This window comes from Streptomyces fumanus, from assembly GCF_014655295.1.
In the GTDB taxonomy this organism is placed as follows: Bacteria; Actinomycetota; Actinomycetes; order Streptomycetales; family Streptomycetaceae; genus Streptomyces; species Streptomyces fumanus.
The window spans coordinates 1-19,203 of sequence record NZ_BNBI01000005.1; the positions used below are offsets into that span (position 1 = coordinate 1).

General features: G+C 74.3%; 18 protein-coding genes and 1 pseudogene. 9 read left to right on the forward strand and 10 right to left on the reverse strand.

Features of this window, described 5'->3' with window-relative positions; genetic code table 11:
• A pseudogene (locus IE316_RS35495) lies at window positions 1–124 on the reverse strand (xylose isomerase); the annotation flags it as partial.
• Between the two features lie 285 nt (window positions 125–409).
• Here IE316_RS35495 and yicI point away from each other — a divergent pair.
• On the forward strand, window positions 410–2,680 hold the full coding sequence (gene yicI, locus IE316_RS11840; protein WP_190204217.1) for an alpha-xylosidase: 2,271 nt from the start codon (window positions 410–412) through the stop codon (window positions 2,678–2,680).
• Between the two features lie 55 nt (window positions 2,681–2,735).
• Here yicI and IE316_RS11845 read toward each other — a convergent pair whose 3' ends face one another.
• A complete protein-coding gene (locus IE316_RS11845) occupies window positions 2,736–3,599 on the reverse strand; it encodes an SDR family oxidoreductase (protein WP_190204218.1) in 864 nt (287 codons plus the stop codon).
• A 112-nt stretch (window positions 3,600–3,711) separates the two neighbouring features.
• On the opposite strand from IE316_RS11845, the gene IE316_RS11850 reads away from it, so the two are divergent.
• Window positions 3,712–4,404 carry a TetR/AcrR family transcriptional regulator gene (locus tag IE316_RS11850; protein ID WP_190204219.1) on the forward strand — a complete coding sequence of 231 codons (693 nt, stop codon included), beginning with the start codon at window positions 3,712–3,714 and terminating at the stop codon, window positions 4,402–4,404.
• A 7-nt stretch (window positions 4,405–4,411) separates the two neighbouring features.
• Here IE316_RS11850 and IE316_RS11855 read toward each other — a convergent pair whose 3' ends face one another.
• The 3 genes from IE316_RS11855 to IE316_RS11865 form a co-directional block, all read right to left on the reverse strand.
• Complete coding sequence (locus IE316_RS11855) at window positions 4,412–4,915, reverse strand: DinB family protein (protein WP_190204220.1); 504 nt, start codon at window positions 4,913–4,915, stop codon at window positions 4,412–4,414.
• A 201-nt stretch (window positions 4,916–5,116) separates the two neighbouring features.
• Window positions 5,117–6,202 carry an ABC-2 transporter permease gene (locus IE316_RS11860; protein ID WP_190204221.1) on the reverse strand — a complete coding sequence of 362 codons (1,086 nt, stop codon included), beginning with the start codon at window positions 6,200–6,202 and terminating at the stop codon, window positions 5,117–5,119.
• 31 nt (window positions 6,203–6,233) lie between these two features.
• A complete protein-coding gene (locus IE316_RS11865; protein ID WP_190204222.1) occupies window positions 6,234–6,830 on the reverse strand; it encodes a Dps family protein in 597 nt (198 codons plus the stop codon).
• Window positions 6,831–7,112: 282 nt separating this feature from the next.
• On the opposite strand from IE316_RS11865, the gene IE316_RS11870 reads away from it, so the two are divergent.
• From IE316_RS11870 to IE316_RS11885, 4 genes are all read left to right on the forward strand, one after another.
• A complete protein-coding gene (locus tag IE316_RS11870) occupies window positions 7,113–8,228 on the forward strand; it encodes a Gfo/Idh/MocA family protein (RefSeq protein WP_190204223.1) in 1,116 nt (371 codons plus the stop codon).
• Window positions 8,225–9,151, forward strand: coding sequence for a DUF6807 domain-containing protein (locus IE316_RS11875; protein WP_190204224.1), 927 nt, complete (start codon window positions 8,225–8,227; stop codon window positions 9,149–9,151). The genes IE316_RS11870 and IE316_RS11875 overlap by 4 nt, the downstream gene beginning before the upstream one ends.
• Entirely contained in the window at window positions 9,145–9,888 is a 744-nt protein-coding gene (locus IE316_RS11880; RefSeq protein ID WP_190204225.1) for a cupin domain-containing protein, read from the forward strand. Before IE316_RS11875 ends, IE316_RS11880 begins: the two co-directional genes overlap by 7 nt.
• A gap of 141 nt (window positions 9,889–10,029) precedes the next feature.
• Window positions 10,030–10,482 (forward strand): phospholipase, encoded by a 453-nt coding sequence (locus IE316_RS11885; protein WP_190204226.1) that lies wholly within the window; start codon window positions 10,030–10,032, stop codon window positions 10,480–10,482.
• Here the strand turns inward: IE316_RS11885 and IE316_RS11890 are convergent.
• The 3 genes from IE316_RS11890 to IE316_RS11900 all read right to left on the reverse strand — a co-directional run bounded on the left by IE316_RS11890 (window position 10,455) and on the right by IE316_RS11900 (window position 14,097).
• On the reverse strand, window positions 10,455–11,093 hold the full coding sequence (locus tag IE316_RS11890) for a phosphatase PAP2 family protein (RefSeq protein ID WP_190204227.1): 639 nt from the start codon (window positions 11,091–11,093) through the stop codon (window positions 10,455–10,457). The genes IE316_RS11885 and IE316_RS11890 overlap by 28 nt on opposite strands.
• Window positions 11,094–11,482: 389 nt before the next feature.
• Complete coding sequence (locus tag IE316_RS11895; protein WP_190204228.1) at window positions 11,483–13,744, reverse strand: heavy metal translocating P-type ATPase; 2,262 nt, start codon at window positions 13,742–13,744, stop codon at window positions 11,483–11,485.
• 74 nt (window positions 13,745–13,818) lie between these two features.
• The gene (locus IE316_RS11900) at window positions 13,819–14,097 is read right to left on the reverse strand and encodes a heavy-metal-associated domain-containing protein (protein WP_190204229.1); all 279 of its coding nucleotides are present in this window, start codon (window positions 14,095–14,097) and stop codon (window positions 13,819–13,821) included.
• Window positions 14,098–14,303: 206 nt separating this feature from the next.
• Between IE316_RS11900 and IE316_RS11905 the strand changes: the two genes are divergently transcribed.
• Complete coding sequence (locus IE316_RS11905) at window positions 14,304–15,263, forward strand: DUF8832 domain-containing protein (RefSeq protein WP_190204230.1); 960 nt, start codon at window positions 14,304–14,306, stop codon at window positions 15,261–15,263.
• Window positions 15,264–15,338: 75 nt separating this feature from the next.
• Here the strand turns inward: IE316_RS11905 and IE316_RS11910 are convergent, their stop codons facing one another.
• Window positions 15,339–16,118, reverse strand: coding sequence for a DeoR/GlpR family DNA-binding transcription regulator (locus IE316_RS11910; protein WP_190204231.1), 780 nt, complete (start codon window positions 16,116–16,118; stop codon window positions 15,339–15,341).
• Window positions 16,119–16,243: 125 nt separating this feature from the next.
• Between IE316_RS11910 and IE316_RS11915 the strand changes: the two genes are divergently transcribed.
• Both IE316_RS11915 and IE316_RS11920 read left to right on the forward strand, forming a co-directional pair.
• Window positions 16,244–17,125 carry an SIS domain-containing protein gene (locus IE316_RS11915; protein ID WP_190204232.1) on the forward strand — a complete coding sequence of 294 codons (882 nt, stop codon included), beginning with the start codon at window positions 16,244–16,246 and terminating at the stop codon, window positions 17,123–17,125.
• Window positions 17,126–17,144: 19 nt separating this feature from the next.
• Entirely contained in the window at window positions 17,145–18,005 is an 861-nt protein-coding gene (locus IE316_RS11920; protein ID WP_190204233.1) for a class II fructose-bisphosphate aldolase, read from the forward strand.
• A gap of 47 nt (window positions 18,006–18,052) precedes the next feature.
• On the opposite strand, the gene IE316_RS11925 is transcribed toward IE316_RS11920, so the two are convergent.
• Window positions 18,053–19,183: a methyltransferase gene (locus IE316_RS11925; protein WP_190204234.1), complete on the reverse strand. Its 1,131-nt coding sequence runs from the start codon at window positions 19,181–19,183 to the stop codon at window positions 18,053–18,055.
• Window positions 19,184–19,203: the final 20 nt, after the last annotated feature.

Below are 19,203 nucleotides of genomic sequence, written 5' to 3' on the forward strand. Positions count from 1 at the left end.
CCGACTCCACCGGATCCAGCTCCGCCCGGGTCGCATCCCCGAACGGATCCCTGCCCTGCCAGCCAACGGTCCACAGACCGAACGTAAACCTGTCCTCGGGAGTCGGGTTGAAGCGCTTCGACATGGTGCGGCCCTTGCTGTCGTACCGCCCGGCTCCCGTGCCGGGACGGTTTTGTTTGATGGCATGACTAATACGTCACGGACAAGGTGCCGCGCTAGTCCCAAGTGACGCCCGTCTCTCGGTTCCGGGGGGTGAGGAGGGTGCTCTCGTCGGTAATCACGCCTGCTCAGCGCGGGAAGAGTCGCTTCGGACCCCTGGTGGCCGAATTTGTTTTGTGTACGATCAAAAGGCTTTCGAGACGTCCGCGCTCCCATCCGACCGCTCTCGCCCCCACCCCCGAGGAAGACTATGAAGTTCACCGACGGCTTCTGGCTCGTCCGCGACGGTGTGCACCTCTCGTACGCCACCGAAGTACGGGATGTACGCGCCCAGTCGAAGCGCTTCACCGCCCATGCCGCCGTGAAACGGGTGACGCGCCGGGGCGACACCCTGAACGCGCCCCTCATCACGGCCGAGTGTTTCTCCCCGGCCGAGGGCGTCATCGGCGTCCGGGTCACCCACCACGCGGGCAAGCGGCACCCCGGCCCCGAGTTCGCGCTCACCGGCGACCCGGACGGGGCCGGCGAGGTCCGCCAGGACGGGCCCGTCACCGAGCTGACCAGCGGCCCGCTGACCCTGCGCCTGGACCGGTCCGGCCCGTGGACGCTCACCTTCCACGACGCGGACGGGCGGGAGCTGACCCGCGCGGACGCCAAGAGCACCGCGTTCGCCACCACCGACCAGGGCGCCCACCACATGGTGAGCCGGCTCGCGCTCGGCGTCGGCGAGCAGATCTACGGCCTCGGCGAGCGCTTCACCCCGTTCGTGAAGAACGGCCAGGTCGTCGACATCTGGCAGGCCGACGGCGGCACCAGCAGCGAGCAGGCGTACAAGAACATCCCGTTCTACCTTTCCTCGCGCGGCTACGGCGTCTTCGTCAACCATCCGGGCGCCGTCTCCTTCGAGGTCGGCTCGGAGTCGGTCGGGCAGGTGCAGTTCAGCGTCGAGGACCAGACGCTGGAGTACTACGTCGTCGCCGGCCCCGCCCCGAAGGACGTCCTCGCCCGCTACACCGCCCTCACCGGCCGCCCCGCGCTGCCCCCGGCCTGGTCCTTCGGCCTCTGGCTCACCACCTCGTTCACCACGGACTACGACGAGGCGACCGTGACGTCCTTCGTGGACGGCATGGCCGAGCGCGGCATCCCGCTCTCCGTCTTCCACTTCGACTGCTTCTGGATGCGCGAGTACCAGTGGTGCGACTTCGAGTGGGACCCGGACGTCTTCCCCGACCCGGAGGGCATGCTGGCCCGGCTGAAGGAGAAGGGCCTGCGGATCAGCGCCTGGATCAACCCGTACATCGCCCAGAAGTCCCCGCTGTTCGAGGAGGCCGCGGAGCTCGGCCACCTGGTGCGCCGGCCGAACGGCGACGTGTGGCAGTGGGACCTGTGGCAGGCCGGCATGGGCCTGGTCGACTTCACCAGCCCGGACGCCCGCGCCTGGTTCCAGGCCAAGCTCAAGCCGCTGCTCGACCAGGGCGTGGACACCTTCAAGACCGACTTCGGCGAGCGCGTGCCCACCGATGTGGTCTGGCACGACGGCTCCGACCCGGAGCGGATGCACAACTACTACACCCACCTCTACAACCAGACCGTCTTCGAACTCCTGGAGAAGGAGCGCGGCCAGGGCGAGGCCGTCGTCTTCGCCCGGTCGGCGACCGCCGGCGGCCAGCAGTTCCCCGTGCACTGGGGCGGCGACTGCTGGTCCTCCTTCGGCGCCATGGCCGAGTCCCTGCGCGGCGGGCTGTCCCTGTCCCTGTCCGGCTTCGGCTTCTGGAGCCATGACATCGGCGGCTTCGAGGGCACCCCCGACCCGGCGGTCTTCAAGCGGTGGCTGGCGTTCGGCCTGCTCTCCTCGCACAGCCGGCTGCACGGCTCCTCGTCGTACCGGGTGCCGTGGGAGTTCGGCGAGGAGGCCGTCGACGTCGCCCGCCGCTTCACGCTGCTCAAGCACCGGCTGATGCCCTACCTGTACGGCGCCGCCGTCGAGGCGCACCGCACCGGCGTGCCCGTGATGCGGCCGATGGTGCTGGAGTTCCCCGGCGACCCGGCCTGCCGCCCGCTGGACCGACAGTACATGCTCGGCCCCGACCTGCTGGTCGCCCCGGTGTTCAGCGAGGACGGCGAGGTGGAGGTCTACCTGCCGGAGGGCACCTGGACGCACCTGCTCAGCGGCGAGCGGGTCACCGGCCCGGCCTGGCGCACCGAGCGGCACGGCTACGACAGCCTGCCGCTGTACGTCCGGGAGGGCGCCGTCCTGCCGCTCGGCGCCGACGACCAGCGGCCCGACGGCGACTGGCTGGACGGGGTGACGCTGCTCGCGCACCCCGCGGCCGGGGACGCGTACGCCGCCGAGGTCACCGTCCCGGACCTGACGGGCGCGCCGGCCGCGACCTTCCGGGTGCGCCGCGACGGCGATGTGCTGCGGGTGACCGCCGAGGGCACGGACCGGCCGTTCACCGTCCAGGTGGCCGGCGGGGAGCGGGCCGAGGGCACCGGGGAAGTGACGGTGCCGCTCGCCTGACCGCCGGGTCCGCGGGCCCCGGAGGTGCCGCCTCCGGGGCCCGGGGCCGTGCGGGTCAGCCGGTCGTGAGGTGCTCGCCCAGCACCGTGCGCAGGGAGCGCGGCTCGCGGCCGATCAGCTCCGCCAGCGTCGGGTCGACGGTCGCGAACTCCCCGGCCCGGGCGGCGGCGAAGATGCCCAGCAACTGGTCCGCCACGGGGGCCGGAGTGCCCTGGCCCGTCAACCGCTGCCGGAACTCGTCGTCGGAGACGGTGACCCTCTTGATGCCGCGGCCGGTCAGGTCCTCGACGACACCGGCGATCTCCGCGAAGTCGAGCGCCCGGCCGCCGGTGAGCGGCGGGGTGGGGCCCTCGAAGCGGCCCTCGTCCAGCAGGACGGCGGCGGCCGCGTCGGCGAGGTCGGCGTGCGCGGTCCAGGCGACCGGCCCGTCCGCGGGCAGCGCCACTTCCCCGGAGTGCGGCGCGTGGCTCACGAAGTGCGCCGCGCTGGTGGCGTAGAAGCCGTTGCGCAGCGAGGTGAACGGCACGCCGCAGGTGCGCAGCGCCTCCTCGGTGGCGGCGTGGTCGCGGCACGCCTGGAAGCGGGAGGAGGCGCCGGCCCCCATCTGGCTGGTGTAGACGATGCGCCGGGCGCCCGCGGCGACCGCCCCCTCGATCGCGGCGAGGTGCTGCGCGACGCACTCCTCGCCCATCTTGTCGACCGAGACGAGGAGCACCTGGGAGGCACCCTCGAAGGCGTGGGCGAGGCTCGCGGGGTCGGCGAAGCTGCCCTGGCGCACCCGCACGCCCCGGTCGGCGAACGCCTTCGCCTTGCGCGGGTCGCGGACGCTGACGCCGATCCGCTCGGCGGGCACGCGGCCGAGCAGGCTCTCGACGACCCGGCGGCCGAGCTGCCCGGTGGCTCCGGTGACGATGATCATGATGCGCTCCCGTGGCATGACAGAGGGGCATGACAGAACTGTTTCCGATGGAATCGCTATGACGTTATCACCGTTACTAACGGCGAAACCACTGCTCACGTATCATCGATTCATGTCATCTCGGGAGGAGACCCGGCAGCGGGTCGTCGAAGCCGCCATCGACCTGCTGACGCGCGGCGGGCGCGACGCCGTCACCACGCGTGCGGTCGCCGACGCGGCGGGCCTGCAGCCGCCGGCCATCTACCGGCTCTTCGGCGACAAGGAGGGACTGCTGGACGCCGTGGTCGAGCACGGCTTCGCCGCGTTCCTCGCCACCAAGCGCGTCGACCCGGACCCGCCGGACCTCATCGAGGACCTCGAGCGGGGCTGGGACACCGCGGTCGAGTTCGGGCTGGCCAACCCGGCGCTGTTCACGCTGATGTACGCCGAGCCCACCCGGACCGGCTCGGCCGCCTACCGGGCCGGCATGGAGATCCTGATGGGCCGCGTCCGGCGGCTCGCCGCGGCCGGCTGGTTGCGCGTGGACGAGGCGCTCGCGGCGCAGATCATCAACGCCACGGCGCGCGGCGCGGTGCTCACCTGGCTGTCCCAGCCCGCGGACCGGCGCGATCCGGCCCTGCTGAGCAGCCTGCGGGAGGCGATGGTCACCGCCGTCACCAACCAGCGGCCGGCCGTGCCGGACGACGGGGGACCGGCGGGCGCCGCCCGCGCCCTGCGCGCCGCGCTGTCCGACCGCACCCCCCTCACCGGCGCGGAGCGCCACCTGCTCGGGGAGTGGCTGGACCGCCTCGCCGCCCAGGGGTGAGGGGCGGTCAGTCCCCGGTCGTGCCGTCGATCAGCTCGCGCAGGATGTCCAGGTGCCCGTTGTGCCGGGACGTCTCCTCGATCAGGTGCATGAGGATCCAGTTGAGGGTGACGTGGCTGCCGTCCCGCACCGGCCGCTTCGCGGTGGCCGACAGGTCGGTGGCGGCGACCAGCTCCCGGTACCGGGCGCTCTGCTCCTCGTACGCCGTGAGCAGTTCGGCGATCGGCGTCGTGGCGCCGATCCGCATCTCCCGGTCGGGGTCCTCGTCGGTCCAGGGGCCCTCGTCCTCCTCGCCGAGGAACACCACCTGGAACCAGTAGTACTCGACCCAGCGCAGGTGGCTGATCAGCCCGCCCGGGGTCATCAGCGGGGACGTGGCCAGCGGGGCGGTGCCGGTCTCGCGGGGGGCCAGTCCGGCGCACTTGGCGGCGGCCGTGGCCCGCGCGTAGTCGAGGAAGGTCGTCAGCGTCGAGCGCTCGTCGTAGGCGGGAGGCATGTCGGTTCGTGTCATCGGGCCAGGGTCCCAGCAATCGGGGGGCGGGTCGCGGCATTTACCGGCGGGCGGGGTCCGTCCACCCGCCGCCCCGCCTGGGTCCGCGGTCCTTCCGCACGCCCCGCCCCCGTCCGTACACCGCGGGCTCCTCCGCGTACCCCGCCCCGTCCGCACGCCCCGAACCCCTCCGCGTACCCCGCCCCCGTCCGGGCCCCTACCTCAGGCCCCGCCTCCGTCCGGCGCCAGGTCCGGTGGCCGTTGCTCCCGGCCGCCCGGGTGGCGGTGGCGCCAGATCCAGAAGACCGCGCAGGACACCAGCGCCCACCCGGCCAGCACCAGGAACGGGAACGCGTGCTGGTGCCCGGCGAAGTACACCGCCGTGTGCTGGGCGTTGACCGAGGCGCCGGGCGGCAGCCACTGGCCGATCACCCCCAGCGCCGACGGCAGCAGCGGCCAGGACACCGCGCCGCCCGAGGACGGGTTGCCCAGCAGGATCATCACCCCCCAGGTCGGCAGCATCGCCCACCGCCCGACCAGGGTGTTGAACATGGTGAAGGTCATGCCGCTGGCGAACATCGTGAACGCCAGGATCAGCCACGACTCCACGAACGGCAGGTCCAGCGCGCCCAGCAGCCAGTCCACGACCGCCGCGATGGCGAACCCGCCGAGCAGCGCGTACGCGGCGGTGAACGCGATCCGCTCCAGCGGGGTCAGCGCCCGCGCGTGCACACTGAGCTGGATCGCGCCGACGAATCCGATGATCACCGCGGCGAGCGAGATGTAGAAGATGGCCAGACCGCGCGGGTCGCCGTCCTGGAGCGGGTTGACGTCCCGGACGGTGACCGACACCCCGGTGGCGCGCCCCACCGCCGGGGCCGCCTGCTCCAGCAGCTCCGCCACCGAGGACCCCGACGCCGAGGACACGTCGAGCAGCACGTGCTGCCCGTTGTCCCGCAGTTCGAAGACGCCGAAGACCTTCTGGTTCTCGACGGCCGCCAGGGCCGCGTCCCGGGAGTCGTACACATGGGTGCGCACCGAGGAGTTGAGCGCCTCGCCCAGCCCGGCCAGGAACGCCCGGCCCCGCGCCTGGTCGTACGAGCCGACGACGGCCGTCGGCAACTGGTGCGGGGTCGGATCGGCCATGGTGTACGTGTACGACCCGGCGAACAGGCCGGCCGCCGCCGCGAGGATGAACACCAGGACGACGGCGGGCCACCACGGCGTCTTGCGGAACCGCGCCCAGCGGCCCTCCGGCGCCGGGGCCGGGGGCCGGCCGTCGGGGGCCGTCTCGGGATTGTCGTGCACGTTCGCCCGTCCTCGGGTCGGCGGACCGGGCCTACGCCCGTACCAGCGGTGTGTCCACCAGGTGTTCGGCGAGGAACCACGCCTGGAGTTCGTTGGTGCGGATGACGTCCGAGACGAGGATGTCGTTGGTGCCGTCGTCGCCCAGGTCCTGCACCCGCGCGGCGGCGTCGTGGGACTCGACGAGGATCAGCTCGTGCGCCTCCAGCAGCCGCGACAGCATCGCGGGCACCTCCTCGACGCCGTCCGGCGCCCGCGGCACCGTGGTCAGCTCCGCGACATGGCGCGGATCGCCGACCGCCACCCCGCCGAGGGTCTGCACCCGCTCCGCCATGGTGTCGATCAGCGCCAACTGCTCACCGGCGTGCTTGTCCAGCAGCAGGTGCAACTGGTAGAACGTCGCCCCGCGCATCAGCCAGTGGTACTTCTTGTACAGGTCGTGCAGGATGCGCGTGTCCGCCAGGACCTTGTTGACCCGCTGGCAGGAGTACAGGCGGGCGTCCATGGACAGCGCCACGGGGAACTGCTTGACGGTGCCGAACTCCTGGACGATCCGGCCCTGCTGGTGCAGCCACGGCTGACTGCCGTCGGTGTGCTGGGCCGGACTCGCCGGCCGCGGATCGGTGCTCACGCCTGGACTCCTTCCACGGGGGGCTGACGGGGAGTGCCGGTGCCTCGCGCGACCGGCCCCGGCCCCCTGCGACAGTCGACCAGCAGGCCGCGGGGCCCGCAAACGCTGCGGCCCGAGTGAGGCACCCGCCCGGAGGGCCGGATTCCGCCCGAACCGTGCAAGGGGGTTGTCCGGGCTTTCGCCCGGCGCCTAGGGTCACCCCGGGTGCAAGCGCTTTCTCCCGTGCGGGTCCGGCCCGTACCGCACCCGCCCCGCTCTTCGCCGGCGTCCGAGGAGGACCGCATGTCCCCGCACCCCGTCCGCCGCCGGGTGGCCGTCGTCGGCACCGGTGCCATCGTGGCCGGCAGCCATCTGCCCGCGCTCAGGGCCCACGCCGACCGGGTGGAGCTGGTCGCCGCCGTGGACGTGGACCCGGCCCGGCTGGACGCCTTCCGGGCCGTGGCGGGCGCGGAGGTCGCCGGGTACCCCTCGACCGGGGCCATGCTGGACGCCGTACGCCCCGACCTGGTGCTGATCGGCACGCCGCCGTCGCTGCACCGGGAGCAGACGGTGGCCGCGCTGAAGGCCGGTGCCTGGGTGCTGTGCGAGAAGCCGCTGTGCCTCTCGCTCGCCGAGTACGACGACATCGCGGCGGCCGAGGAGGCGTCGGGCGGGTACGCCTCGGTGATCTTCCAGCACCGGTACGGCTCCGGCGCGGCGCACGCCCGGGAGCTGATCGCGGGCGGTGCGCTGGGCGCCCCGCTGGTCGCGCACTGCCAGACCACCTGGCACCGCGACGCCGCCTACTACGCGGTGCCCTGGCGGGGGCGCTGGGCCACCGAGGGCGGCGGCCCCACCATGGGCCACGGCATCCACCAGTACGACCTGCTGCTGCACCTGCTCGGCCCCTGGGCGGAGGTCCGGGCGATGGCGGCGCGGCTGGTCCACGACACCGAGGGCGAGGACGTCTCCACGGCGCTGGTGCGGTTCGCGAACGGCGCCCTGGCCACGGTCGTCAACAGCGTCCTGTCACCGGACGAGGTGAGCCGGATCCGCGTCGACTGCGCCGACGCCACCGTAGAGCTGACCCACCTGTACGGGCACCGCAACGACAACTGGACGTACACCCCCGCCCCGCACGTCGACCCCGCACGCGCCGCCGCCTGGCGGACCCCCGCCGCCGACGTACCCAGCTCCCACACCGCGCAGCTCGGCGCCCTCCTCGACGCCTGGGACGCGGGGGCGCGGCCCCCGGGCAGCGGTGCCCAGGCCCGCGCCACCCTGGAGTTCGCCGCCGCCCTCTACAAGGCGGCGTTCACCGGGCGGCCGGTGCGCGCGGGCGAGATCGTCCCCGGCGACCCGTTCTATACGGCCATGCACGGCGACCACCCCGACTGGGCCCCGAAGGAGCGCGTGTGAGCATCCGCGTCACCCACACCCACGGCGAGGACATCACGGTCACCGCGGGCAACGGCACGGAGATCCTGCGGTACGTCTACCGCCCCGACCCCGACCCGTTCGAGTCCCGCAAGCCCTACGCCCACCCGGTGCGCACCCTCGCCGGGCGCACGGTCACCGGCTACCGGCCCAGCGACCACCGCTGGCACAAGGGCGTGCAGATGACGGCCAGTCATCTGTCCGGGCAGAACTTCTGGGGCGGCAACTCCTACGTGCCCGGCCGGGGTTACCTGCGGCTGCCCGAACGCGTCGGGTCCATGCGGCACGACGGGTTCGCCGCCCTGGACGTCCAGGACGGCCGGTTCGCCCTCACCGAGCACCTCACCTGGGTCGCGCACGAGGGCGCCGAGTGGGCCCGGGAGGAGCGCGGCCTGAGCGTCCACTCGGTCGACGCGGTGGCCGGCGCCTGGGCCCTGGACTGGTCGATCCGCCTGACCAACATCCGCGACGCGCCGCTGGTGTTCGGCTCCCCGACCACCGCGGGCCGGGAACTGGCCGGGTACACCGGGCTCCAGTGGCGCGGCCCCCGCGACTTCACCGGCGGCACCGTCCTCGCCCCGGACACCGACGCGGGCGCCGGGGACCTGATGGGGCATCAGAGCCCGTGGCTGGCGTTCACCGCCGAGCACGACGAGACCGACGGACACTCCACCCTCGTCTTCGCGCACGCCCCCGAGAACCTCGACGGGAGCACCGCGATCCACCCTTCCCACTGGTTCGTCCGCGCCGAGCCCGTCCCCACCGTCGCCTTCTCCTGGGCGTTCTTCGAGGAGTTCACCCTGGAGCCGGGGGAGTCCTTCGCCTACCGGTACCGCCTGGTGATCGCCGACGGCGCCTGGGACCGCGACCGGGTCGCCGCCCACCTGGCGGGGCTGCCGTGGTGAGGCCCGCCCTCCCGCACCCGCTGCCCGGCGCGGTGGGCCTGTCCCACCTCAGCGCCTACGGCTGGGAGGCCGCCGACGAGGTGTGCGGCGGCAGCCCCCATCTGCACCTGGTGTGCACGGAGGCGTACGTCGTCACCGGCGGCCGGGGCGCGGTGCAGACCCTCAGCCCCGATGGCTACCGGGACATCACACTGGAGCCCGGCTCCCTCGTCTGGTTCACACCGGGCACCGTGCACCGCATGGTGCCTCGCGGCGAACTGCGGGTGACGGTGCTGATGCAGAACACCGGTCTGCCGGAGGCCGGCGACGCCGTGTTCACCTTCCCGCCCGAGCTGCTCGCCGACCCCGGGGCGTACGCCGCCGCCGCGGCGCTGCCGCCGGGCATCGGGCCGGAGACGGAGGCCGCCGCCCGGCGCCGCCGGGACCTCGCCGTCGAGGGCTACCTGCCGCTGCGCGAGGCCCTGCTGGCCGGGGACGACGGCCCGCTCCGCCGGTTCCAGCGGGCCGCCGCGCGTCTGGTGCGCGACCAGGTGCCCGCCTGGCGGGAGCTGTGGCGGGCCGGTGCGCTCGCCGCCGCCGAACGCACCGGCGCCCAGCTCGACGCCCTGGCGGCCGGGGACTTCGCCCACCTCGACGCGGCCGGTGCCCACCAGGCCGCCCCCACCCGGATCGGCGGCTACGGCATGTGCGGACGCCGGGACGAGTACACGCTGCCGGGCACGACGACCCCGCAGTGACCCGCGTGACAAGTGTCCCGGGCGGAACGGAAGTTAACGGTGCATTAGGACGTGAGCGGTGTGGAAGACGATCTGCTCGCCCATCATCTTGTCATGAACCTGCGGCCCGACGGGCGGGTCGCGGCCTCATGGAGGTGTGGAATGCACCGCAGACTCGCCACCGCTCTCACCGCCTCGTCCCTGGCCCTGGCCACGGTCGTCGGCGCCGCCTCGGCGGCCACAGCCGCCCCCGCCGACAAGCCCCAAGTGCTCGCGAGCTGGACCCAGACCAGCGCGTCCAGCTACAACGCGTGGGCCGCCGCCCGCGCCGACCAGGGCGCCTGGTCCGCGTACGGCTTCGACTGGTCCACCGACTACTGCTCCACCTCCCCGGACAACCCGCTCGGCTTCCCCTTCAGCACCTCCTGCGCGCGGCACGACTTCGGCTACCGCAACTACAAGGCCGCAGGCGCCTTCGACGCCAACAAGTCCCGGCTGGACAGCGCCTTCTACGAGGACCTCAAGCGGGTGTGCGCCCGCTACACCGGTGCCACCAGGACCACCTGCGACGGCACCGCGTGGACGTACTACCAGGCGGTGCGGGCCTTCGGCTGACACCCGCCGCCCGGGGCCGCCGCCAGCGCGGCGGCGGCGCTCGCGAGGCCCAGCACGGCGCCCGCGGCCACGTCGCCCGGGTAGTGCACGCCGGTGTGCACCCGCGCGTAGCCGACCGCTCCCGCCAGCGCCCCGAGGGGTAGTGCCGCCGTCGGCAGCACCGTGCCGACGGCGGCGGCGAACGCCACCGCGGCCGCGGTGTGACCGGACGGGAACGACGCCGAGGCCGGCATCGGCACCCGCCGGTCCACCGTGACCCGGGCCGCCTCCCGGTCCGGCCGGGACCGGCGCACCAGCCGCTTGCCCAGCAGGTTCGCCGAACCGGAGGCCAGCGCCAGCGCCGCCACCCCGAGGAACGCCGCCCGGCGCGGCCGGTCCCCGCCCAGCGCTAGGGCGGCGGCCACGCCCAGCGAGATCTTCGAGTGGTCGGCCGCGTGCGACAGCCCGCGCAGCGCCCGGTCCAGCGTGGGCGTGGGGGTGGCGGCCACCGCCGCGTACAGCGCCCCGTCCAGGGCCCGCAGATCCCGCAGCACGGCGGCCGGACCCCGGCGGCACCGTACGGGGGCCCCGGCGGCCCGGTGCGCCGTGTCGGCGCGGGTCGGTTCGGTCATCGGCTCCTGCTCCACGGGACGGGTCGGCACCAGCCTCGCCGGTGTGCCGCGTCGGGGGCGCCCCGGTGGGGCCCGTTCGGGTGACCGGGGCCTGTCCGGCACGTCCCGTCGCCGGGACGGCGGCCGGCACGGTCCGCAGATGCCGGCCGCGGCGGCGCGGCGGCGGGTGTGCGGGTGTGCGGGGGAGTCAAGCCGGCGGGAGTCAAGGCGGCGCCGCCACCCGGGAGTTCCGTCGGCGACGGACCCGGGCGGCGGCGGAGTACGCCCCCAGCGACACCCCGTGACGGCGGAGCCGAAGGAATCAGCGAGCGGCGGCGGGGTCGAGGGGGTCAGCGGGCCCCGGCGGAATGCGCCCCCAGCGACACCCCGCGACAGCAGGGCCCAGCGGATCAGTGGGCGGCGGCGCGGAAGGAGCGCAGCCGCAGTGAGTTGCCGACCACGAAGACCGAGGAGAAGGCCATCGCCGCCCCCGCGATCATCGGGTTGAGCAGCCCGGCCGCGGCGAGCGGCAGCGCGGCCACGTTGTAGGCGAAGGCCCAGAACAGGTTGGACCGGATGGTGCCGAGGGTCCGGCGGGCCAGGCGGATCGCGTCGGCGGCGGCGCGCAGGTCCCCGCGGACCAGGGTCAGGTCCCCGGCCTCGATCGCGGCGTCCGTGCCGGTGCCCATGGCCAGCCCCAGGTCGGCCCGTGCCAGCGCGGCGGCGTCGTTGACCCCGTCGCCGACCATCGCGACGGTCCGGCCCTCGTCCTGGAGGCGCTCGACCACCTGGACCTTCTCCTCGGGCAGCACCTCGGCGATGACGTCCTCCGGCGCGATGCCGACCTCCCGGGCGACGGACTCGGCGACGGCCCGGTTGTCCCCGGTGAGCAGGACCGGCCGCAGCCCGAGGGCGCGCAGCCTGCCGACCGCCTCCGCGCTGGTCTCCTTCACGGCGTCGGCGACCTCCAGCACCGCCCGTGCCGCACCGTCCCAGGCCACGATGATCGCGGTCCGCCCGGCGGCCTCCGCCCCGGCCCGCGCCCGGGCCAGTGCGGCCGGCAGCTCCATCGCCCACTCGGCGAGCAGCTTCTCCCGGCCGACCAGCACCGCGTGGCCCTCGACGACGCCCTGCACGCCGAGTCCGGGGACGTTGGCGAAGTCCTCGGGCACGGGCAGCGCGCCCAGCCTGGACCGCGCCCCGTCGGCGACGGCCCGGGCCACCGGGTGCTCCGAGGCGTGCTCCAGCGCTCCGGCCAGCCGCAGCACCTCGTCCTCCGTCACGCCCTCGGCGGGGTGCACGGCGAGCAGGGTCATCCGGCCGGTGGTGACGGTGCCGGTCTTGTCCAGGACGACGGTGTCCACCCGCCGGGTGGACTCCAGCACCTCGGGGCCCTTGATGAGGATGCCGAGCTGGGCGCCGCGCCCGGTGCCCACCATCAGCGCGGTCGGCGTGGCCAGGCCCAGGGCGCACGGGCAGGCGATGATCAGCACCGCGACGGCGGCGGTGAACGCGGCCGTCAGCCCCGCGCCGTTGCCCAGCCAGAAGCCGAGGGTGGCCAGCGCCAGAGCGATCACGACCGGCACGAACACCCCGGAGATCCGGTCGGCGAGCCGCTGGGCGGCGGCCTTGCCGTTCTGCGCGTCCTCCACCAGCCTCGCCATCCGGGCGAGCTGGGTGTCGGCGCCGACCCGGGTGGCCTCGACCACCAGCCGGCCGCCGACGTTGACGGTGGCACCGGTGACCGTGTCGCCCACGGACACCTCCACCGGCACCGACTCGCCGGTGAGCATCGAGGCGTCCACGGCGGAGGTGCCCTCGACCACGGTGCCGTCGGTGGCGATCTTCTCGCCGGGACGCACCAGGAAGCGGTCGCCCGCCTTCAGGTCGCCGGCCGGGACGCGCTCCTCCCGGCCGTCGCGCAGCACGGTGACGTCCTTGGCGCCCAGTTCCAGCAGCGCCTTCAGGGCGGCGCCGGCCTTCCGCTTGGAGCGGGCCTCGAAGTACCGCCCGGCCAGGATGAACGCGGTCACCCCGGCGGCGGCCTCCAGGTAGATGTTCCCGGCGCCGTCCGCGCGGGCGATGGTCAGCTCGAAGGGGTGGGTCATGCCCGGCCTCCCGGCGGTGCCGAGGAACAGGGCCCACAGCGACCACAGGAAGGCCGCCGAGGTGCCGACCGAGATCAGCGTGTCCATGGTCGCCGCGCCGTGCCGGGCGTTGGTGGCGGCGGCCCGGTGGAAGGGCCAGGCGGCGTACGTCACCACGGGCGCCGCCAGGGTCAGGGACAGCCACTGCCAGTACTCGAACTGGAGGGCGGGCACCATGGCCATCGCGATCACCGGCACGGCCAGCGTCACGGCGGTGACCAGCCGCTGCCGCAGCGGGCGCAGGGCGTCGTCCGGGTCGGCCTCCGGTGTCCCGGCGTCCTTCCGGGCGGGCGGCTCGGGTTCCCGCGCGGTGTACCCGGTGGCCTCGACGGTGGCGATCAGGTCGCGCACCGAGATGTCACCGGCGTAGCTGACCTTGGCCTTCTCGGTCGCGTAGTTGACGGTGGCGGTGACGCCGTCCATCCGGTTGAGCTTCTTCTCGACGCGTGCCGCGCACGAGGCGCAGGTCATGCCGCCGATGGCCAGCTCTACCTCTGCCGTGGTGCCGGTCGTACGGGTGGTCATGGGTGCTCCTGGGAGGAGGTGGCCGGCCGGGGCCCGGGGCTCGGGCCCCGGCCGGACGGGGGCGTGCGGGTGGCTCAGACGCGACCGGTCAGCTCGTAACCGGCCTCGTCGACGACCTCGGCGATCAGCGCGTCGTCCGGCTCACGGGTGCCGGTGACGGTGACCCGCCCGGCCTCCAGGTCGACCGCGACGCCCGTGACACCGTCCAGGCCGCCGATGGCCTTGGTGAGCGTGTCGCGGCAGTGGCCGCAGGTCATCCCGGAGACGGCGTACGTGGTGGAGACGCCGACGGCGGTGGCGGTGGCGGTGCCGGTCGAGCAGTGGCCGTCGGGGGAGCAGCAGGACGAAGACATGGGTCCTCCGGTCGAGTGGGATGGCGATAGTCTCTTGCCCCTACCCGGTAGGGGTATAGGCGGTGGGCCGAAGTCATGTATACCCCCAGGGGGTACGGGAAGCAAGGCGTCGAGTCGCTTGACTTGATACCCCCTAGGGGTATGGTGAGCTGCATGGAGGACCCCGGCGCCGAACCGCCGGCCCCGCACCCGAGGAGACGACCGCCATGAACACCGCACTGAGGATCACCGCCTTCACCGCCGCGCTGGCTGCGACGTTCGGCACCGCCTACGGTGTCGGCCAGGGCCTCGGCCCGGTCGTCGAGGACAGCGCCCCCGCCGCCCACGGCACGCACGGCGGCCCCTCCCCGGCCCCGGAGGGCGGCGACGGACACGCCGGGCACCAGGGCGCGGACACCGCCCCGGCCGGCGGACTCCAGGTCTCCGAGAACGGCTACACCCTGGACCTGGCCACCCCGCGCGTCCGGGCCGGCGAGCGCACCGAACTGCGCTTCACCATCCGCGACGACCGCGGCCGCGCCGTCACCGCGTACCGGCGCGAGCACGACAAGGACCTGCACCTCATCGTCGCCTCACGCGACCTGGTCACCTACCGCCACCTGCACCCGGTGCTCGGCGCCGACGGCACCTGGCGCAGCCCCGTCGACCTGCCCCGCGCGGGCGGCTACCGCGTCTTCGCCGACTTCACCCCGGCGGCCGAGGGCGCCGAGAACCTCACGCTCGGCGCGGACCTCGCCGCCTCGGGTCCGTACCGGGCCCAGCCGCTGCCGGCCCCCCGCGCCACCGCCGAGGTCGACGGCTACCAGGTCGAGCTGACCGGCACCCTGCGCCCGGGCCGGGCGAGCGAACTGCGGCTGACGGTGCACCGCGACGGCAAGCCCGTGGCCGACCTCCAGCCCTACCTCGGCGCCTACGGCCACCTCGTCGCCCTGCGCTCCGGCGACCTCGCCTACCTGCACGTCCACCCGAACGGCGAGCCCGGCGACGGCACCACGAAGCCCGGCCCGGCCGTCTCCTTCACCGCCACCGCGCCCAGCGCCGGCACGTACCGCCTCTTCCTGGACTTCCGGCACGAGGGCAAGGTCCGCACCGCGGCGTTCACCGTCCGCACCGGCGCGCAGTCCCCGGCGCACACCGAGGAGGCCGGGGGCGGCCACGGACACTGACACCGGGCCGGGGCGAGCGCCTCGGACGGTGACCACCACGAGCCTGGATCAGACGGTGACCACCACGAGCCTGGATCAGACGGTGACCACCCTGACCCCGGCCTCCTCCAGCCGCCGTACCTCCTCCGGGTCCGCCGCCGTGTCCGTCACCAGCGTGTCCACCGCCCCGGCCGGGCAGATCCGGGCGAACGCGCGGCGGCCCAGCTTGGTGGAGTCCGCGGCCACCACCACCCGCTCGGCCCGCTCGCACAGCAGCCGGTTGACCGCGGCCTCCGCCTCGTCGTGGGCCGCGGCCCCGTGCGTGGCGTCGAGGCCCACCACGCCCAGCACCGCCACATCGAGCGTGATCTGACCCAGCACCCCGTCCGCGAGCGGCCCGACCAGCTCATAGGACTGCGGCCGGGCCACCCCGCCGGTCAGCACGATCTTGAACTGGGGGCGGACCGCCAGCTCGTTGGCGATGTTCAGCGCGTTGGTGACCACGGTCAGCGCGGGCGTACCGGAGGCCAGATCGGCGCGCACGGCCAGCGCCCGGGCCACCTCCGTGGTGGTCGTGCCGCCGGTCAGCCCCACCGCCTCGCCGGGCGCCACCAGAGCGGCCACCGCCCGCGCGACGCGCTGCTTCTCGGTGGCCCGCCGCGCCGTCTTGTACCGGAGCGGCAGTTCGTAGGAGACCCCGTGGACGACCGCGCCGCCGCGCGTGCGCACCAGCATCTGCTGCTCGGCGAGCCCGTCGAAGTCCCGGCGGATCGTCGCGGCCGACACCCCCAGCTCGGCCGCCGCCTCCTCGACCTCCAGCCTGCCGCGGTCCACGAGCAGCTCCAGCAGCGCCTTCCAGCGGGCGTCGCGCGACATGCGCCCTCCGTCGTCTCGGTCCTGCGGCGACCCTAACCCACGTACTTCCCCCCGCAAGATGCTTGTTCGTGCTCGAAAGCGCGCGGTACCTTGCAAGAACAGTCACCGCTGGGGAGGGTGCGCCCATGACGCATGTCGAGGACGAACTGCGCGGCCAGCCGGAGTGCTGGGCACGGGCCGCGGCGGAGGCGGAACGGTACGGCGGCGCGTTGCCGCGGCCGGGGGAGCGGGTGGCGATCGTCGGCTGCGGCACCTCGTACTTCATGGCCCGGTCGGCCGCCGCGCTGCGCGAGGACGCCGGTCACGGCGAGACGGACGCCTTCCCCGCCTCCGAGTTCCCCTACCGGCGCGCCTACGACCGGGTGGTCGCCCTCACCCGCTCCGGCACCACCACCGAAGTACTGGACCTGCTCGGCCGGGTGCGGGGCCGCACCCGCACCACCGCGATCTCCGCCGACCCGGACAGCCCCGTGACGGACGCCGCCGACGAGGTGATCGTGCTGGACTACGCCGACGAACGCGCCGTCGTGCAGACCCGGTTCGCCACCACCGCGCTCACCCTGCTGCGCGCCCACGCCGGCCGGCACACCGACGCGGCCGTCGCCGACGCCCGCACCGCGCTCGCCGACGACCTGCCCGAACGGCTCGCCGACCGCACCCAGTTCACCTTCCTCGGCCGGGGCTGGACGGTCGGGCTGGCCGACGAGGCCGCGCTGAAGATGCGCGAGGCGTCCCTGTCCTGGGCCGAGTCCTACCCGGCGATGGAGTACCGGCACGGTCCCGTCAGCGTCACCACCCGCACCACCGTGACCTGGATGTTCGGCGCACCGCCGAAGGGACTGGCCGAACAGGTCGGCAGGACGGGCGGGCTGTGGATCGCGGGCGGACTCGACCCGCTCGCCGAACTGGTCCGCGCCCAGCGGCTCGCCGTCGCCGTCGCCGCCGCCCGGGGCCTCGACCCGGACCGGCCCCGCCACCTCACCCGCTCGGTGATCCTCGCCCCCTGACGCCCGGGAAAGGACGAGCGTGCCCCTCGCCACCACCGGTGACCTGGTCACCCGGGCCGCCGCCGCGGGCACCGCGGTCGCCGCCTTCAACGTCGTCACCCTGGAGCACGTCGAGGCCGTCGTCACCGGCGCCGAGGCGGCAGCGGCCCCCGTCGTCCTCCAGGTCAGCGAGAACGCGGTGAAGTACCGCCAGGGACAGCTCCGCCCGCTCGCCCGCGCCGCCGTCGCCGCCGCCGAACGCGCCGCCGTGCCCGTCGCCCTCCACCTGGACCACGTGGTCAGCGACGCCCTGCTCCGCCGGGCCCCAGACGCCGGGTTCAGCTCCGTCATGTACGACGCCTCCCGGCTGCCCTACGCCGACAACCTCGCCGCCACCCGCGCCGCCGCCGACTGGGCGCACGCCCAGGGGCTGTGGATCGAGGCCGAGCTGGGCGAGGTCGGCGGCAAACACGGCGAGCCGCCGCTGGACGCCCACGCGTCCGGCGCCCGCACCGACCCCGCCGAGGCCCGCGCCTTCGTCGCCGACACCGGAGTGGACGCCCTGGCCGTCGCCGTCGGCAGCACGCACGCCATGACCACCCGTACCGCCGCCCTCGACCAGGGCCTCATCAAGAAGCTGTCGGCCGCCCTCGACGTGCCGCTGGTGCTGCACGGCTCCTCCGGCGTCCCCGACGCGGAACTCACCGCGGCGATCGCCGGCGGCATCGCCAAGGTCAACGTCGGTACCGCGCTCAACACCGCCATGACCGGCGCCATCCGGGACTTCCTCGCCGCCCACCCCGACGCGGTCGACTCCCGCGCGTACCTCGCCGCGGGCCGCCGGGCGATGACCCGGACGGTCACGGACCTGCTGCGGGTGATCGGCGGGACCGCGTCCTGACCGGCGGGACCGCGTCCTGTCCGGCGGGACCGCGTCCTGACGGTGGGCTACTTCCTGACCGCCCTCAGCACCACGAACTTCGGGTCGCTCGCCACCAGCCGGCAGTTGCCGAACAGGCGCCGCAGCTTGACGTGGTAGCCGAGGTGCCGGTTGCCGACCACCCACAGCTCACCGCCCGGCGCGAGTGCCCGCCGCGCCCCGGTGAACATCCGCCACGCCGTGGCGTCGGTGGTCGCCTGGTGGGAGTGGAACGGCGGGTTGTTCAGCACCAGGTCCACACTGCCGTCCGGCACCCCGACCAGCCCGTCGCCGACCCGGAACTCCGCCCGCCCCGGCGCCCCGTTGGCCCGGTACGTCGCCTCCGCCGAGGCCACCGCCTGGAACGACTCGTCGGTGAACAGCACCTCGGCGTCCGGATCGGCCAGCGCCACCGCCGTACCGACCACACCGTTGCCGCAGCCGAGGTCCACCACCCGCCGGGCCCCCGGGCCGGGCAGGTGCTTCAGGAAGAACCGGGTGCCGATGTCCAGCCGGTCGGCGCAGAAGACGCCCGCGTGGTTCACGACGGTCCGCCCGGCCACCGGACCGGCGTCCTCGGGCAGCCGGTAGGTCAGCGGCCAGCGGCCGGCGGGCCGCTCCCGCGCGGGGTCCGGTGTGCAGAAGATCAGCCGGGCCTTCTTCCGGGCCAGCGAGGTCCGGGTCGGCCCGAGGACCCGCTCGAACAGCTCCAGCGTCGAGGTGTGGATCTCCTTCACCATGCCGGTGCCGACCACCACCGTGCCCTCGTGCACGGCGGGCGCCAGCCTCAGCAACTGGTCCTCCAGCAGCGCCAGGCTCTTGGGCACCCGCACCAGCAGCACGTCGATCCGCGCGGGCGGCGGGTCCTGCGTGGTCAGCAGGTGCACCGCGTCCGGCGCCACGCCGTTGCGGGCGAGGTTGGCGCGGGTCGCCTCCTGGGCGAGGTGGGAGTCGGTGATCTGGGTCGGCCGGTGCTCCGCCAGCGCCGTGACCAGCGCGCCCCAGCGGTCGCCCAGGACCACGACCGTGCCGGACAGCGGGACCTCCCGCTCCGCGAGGTGCCCGAGCAGATACTCGTCGGAGGCGTCCCAGGCGCGCAGCGGATCGCGCGGGTCCGCGGGGAACCGGGCCAGCAGCGGCGCGCCCCACTCAGTCGTCATACGGTCGTCCATCGTGCGTC

What these genes read in the sequence shown, in the direction of transcription:
- yicI (WP_190204217.1), top strand. Translation starts at nt 410, where the DNA reads ATGAAGTTCACCGACGGCTTCTGGCTCGTCCGCGACGGTGTGCACCTC.
- IE316_RS11845 (WP_190204218.1), bottom strand. Translation starts at nt 3,599, where the DNA reads ATGATCATCGTCACCGGAGCCACCGGGCAGCTCGGCCGCCGGGTCGTC.
- IE316_RS11850 (WP_190204219.1), top strand. Translation starts at nt 3,712, where the DNA reads ATGTCATCTCGGGAGGAGACCCGGCAGCGGGTCGTCGAAGCCGCCATC.
- IE316_RS11855 (WP_190204220.1), bottom strand. Translation starts at nt 4,915, where the DNA reads ATGACACGAACCGACATGCCTCCCGCCTACGACGAGCGCTCGACGCTG.
- IE316_RS11870 (WP_190204223.1), top strand. Translation starts at nt 7,113, where the DNA reads ATGTCCCCGCACCCCGTCCGCCGCCGGGTGGCCGTCGTCGGCACCGGT.
- IE316_RS11885 (WP_190204226.1), top strand. Translation starts at nt 10,030, where the DNA reads ATGCACCGCAGACTCGCCACCGCTCTCACCGCCTCGTCCCTGGCCCTG.
- IE316_RS11890 (WP_190204227.1), bottom strand. Translation starts at nt 11,093, where the DNA reads ATGACCGAACCGACCCGCGCCGACACGGCGCACCGGGCCGCCGGGGCC.
- IE316_RS11895 (WP_190204228.1), bottom strand. Translation starts at nt 13,744, where the DNA reads ATGACCACCCGTACGACCGGCACCACGGCAGAGGTAGAGCTGGCCATC.
- IE316_RS11900 (WP_190204229.1), bottom strand. Translation starts at nt 14,097, where the DNA reads ATGTCTTCGTCCTGCTGCTCCCCCGACGGCCACTGCTCGACCGGCACC.
- IE316_RS11905 (WP_190204230.1), top strand. Translation starts at nt 14,304, where the DNA reads ATGAACACCGCACTGAGGATCACCGCCTTCACCGCCGCGCTGGCTGCG.
- IE316_RS11910 (WP_190204231.1), bottom strand. Translation starts at nt 16,118, where the DNA reads ATGTCGCGCGACGCCCGCTGGAAGGCGCTGCTGGAGCTGCTCGTGGAC.
- IE316_RS11915 (WP_190204232.1), top strand. Translation starts at nt 16,244, where the DNA reads ATGACGCATGTCGAGGACGAACTGCGCGGCCAGCCGGAGTGCTGGGCA.
- IE316_RS11925 (WP_190204234.1), bottom strand. Translation starts at nt 19,183, where the DNA reads ATGACGACTGAGTGGGGCGCGCCGCTGCTGGCCCGGTTCCCCGCGGAC.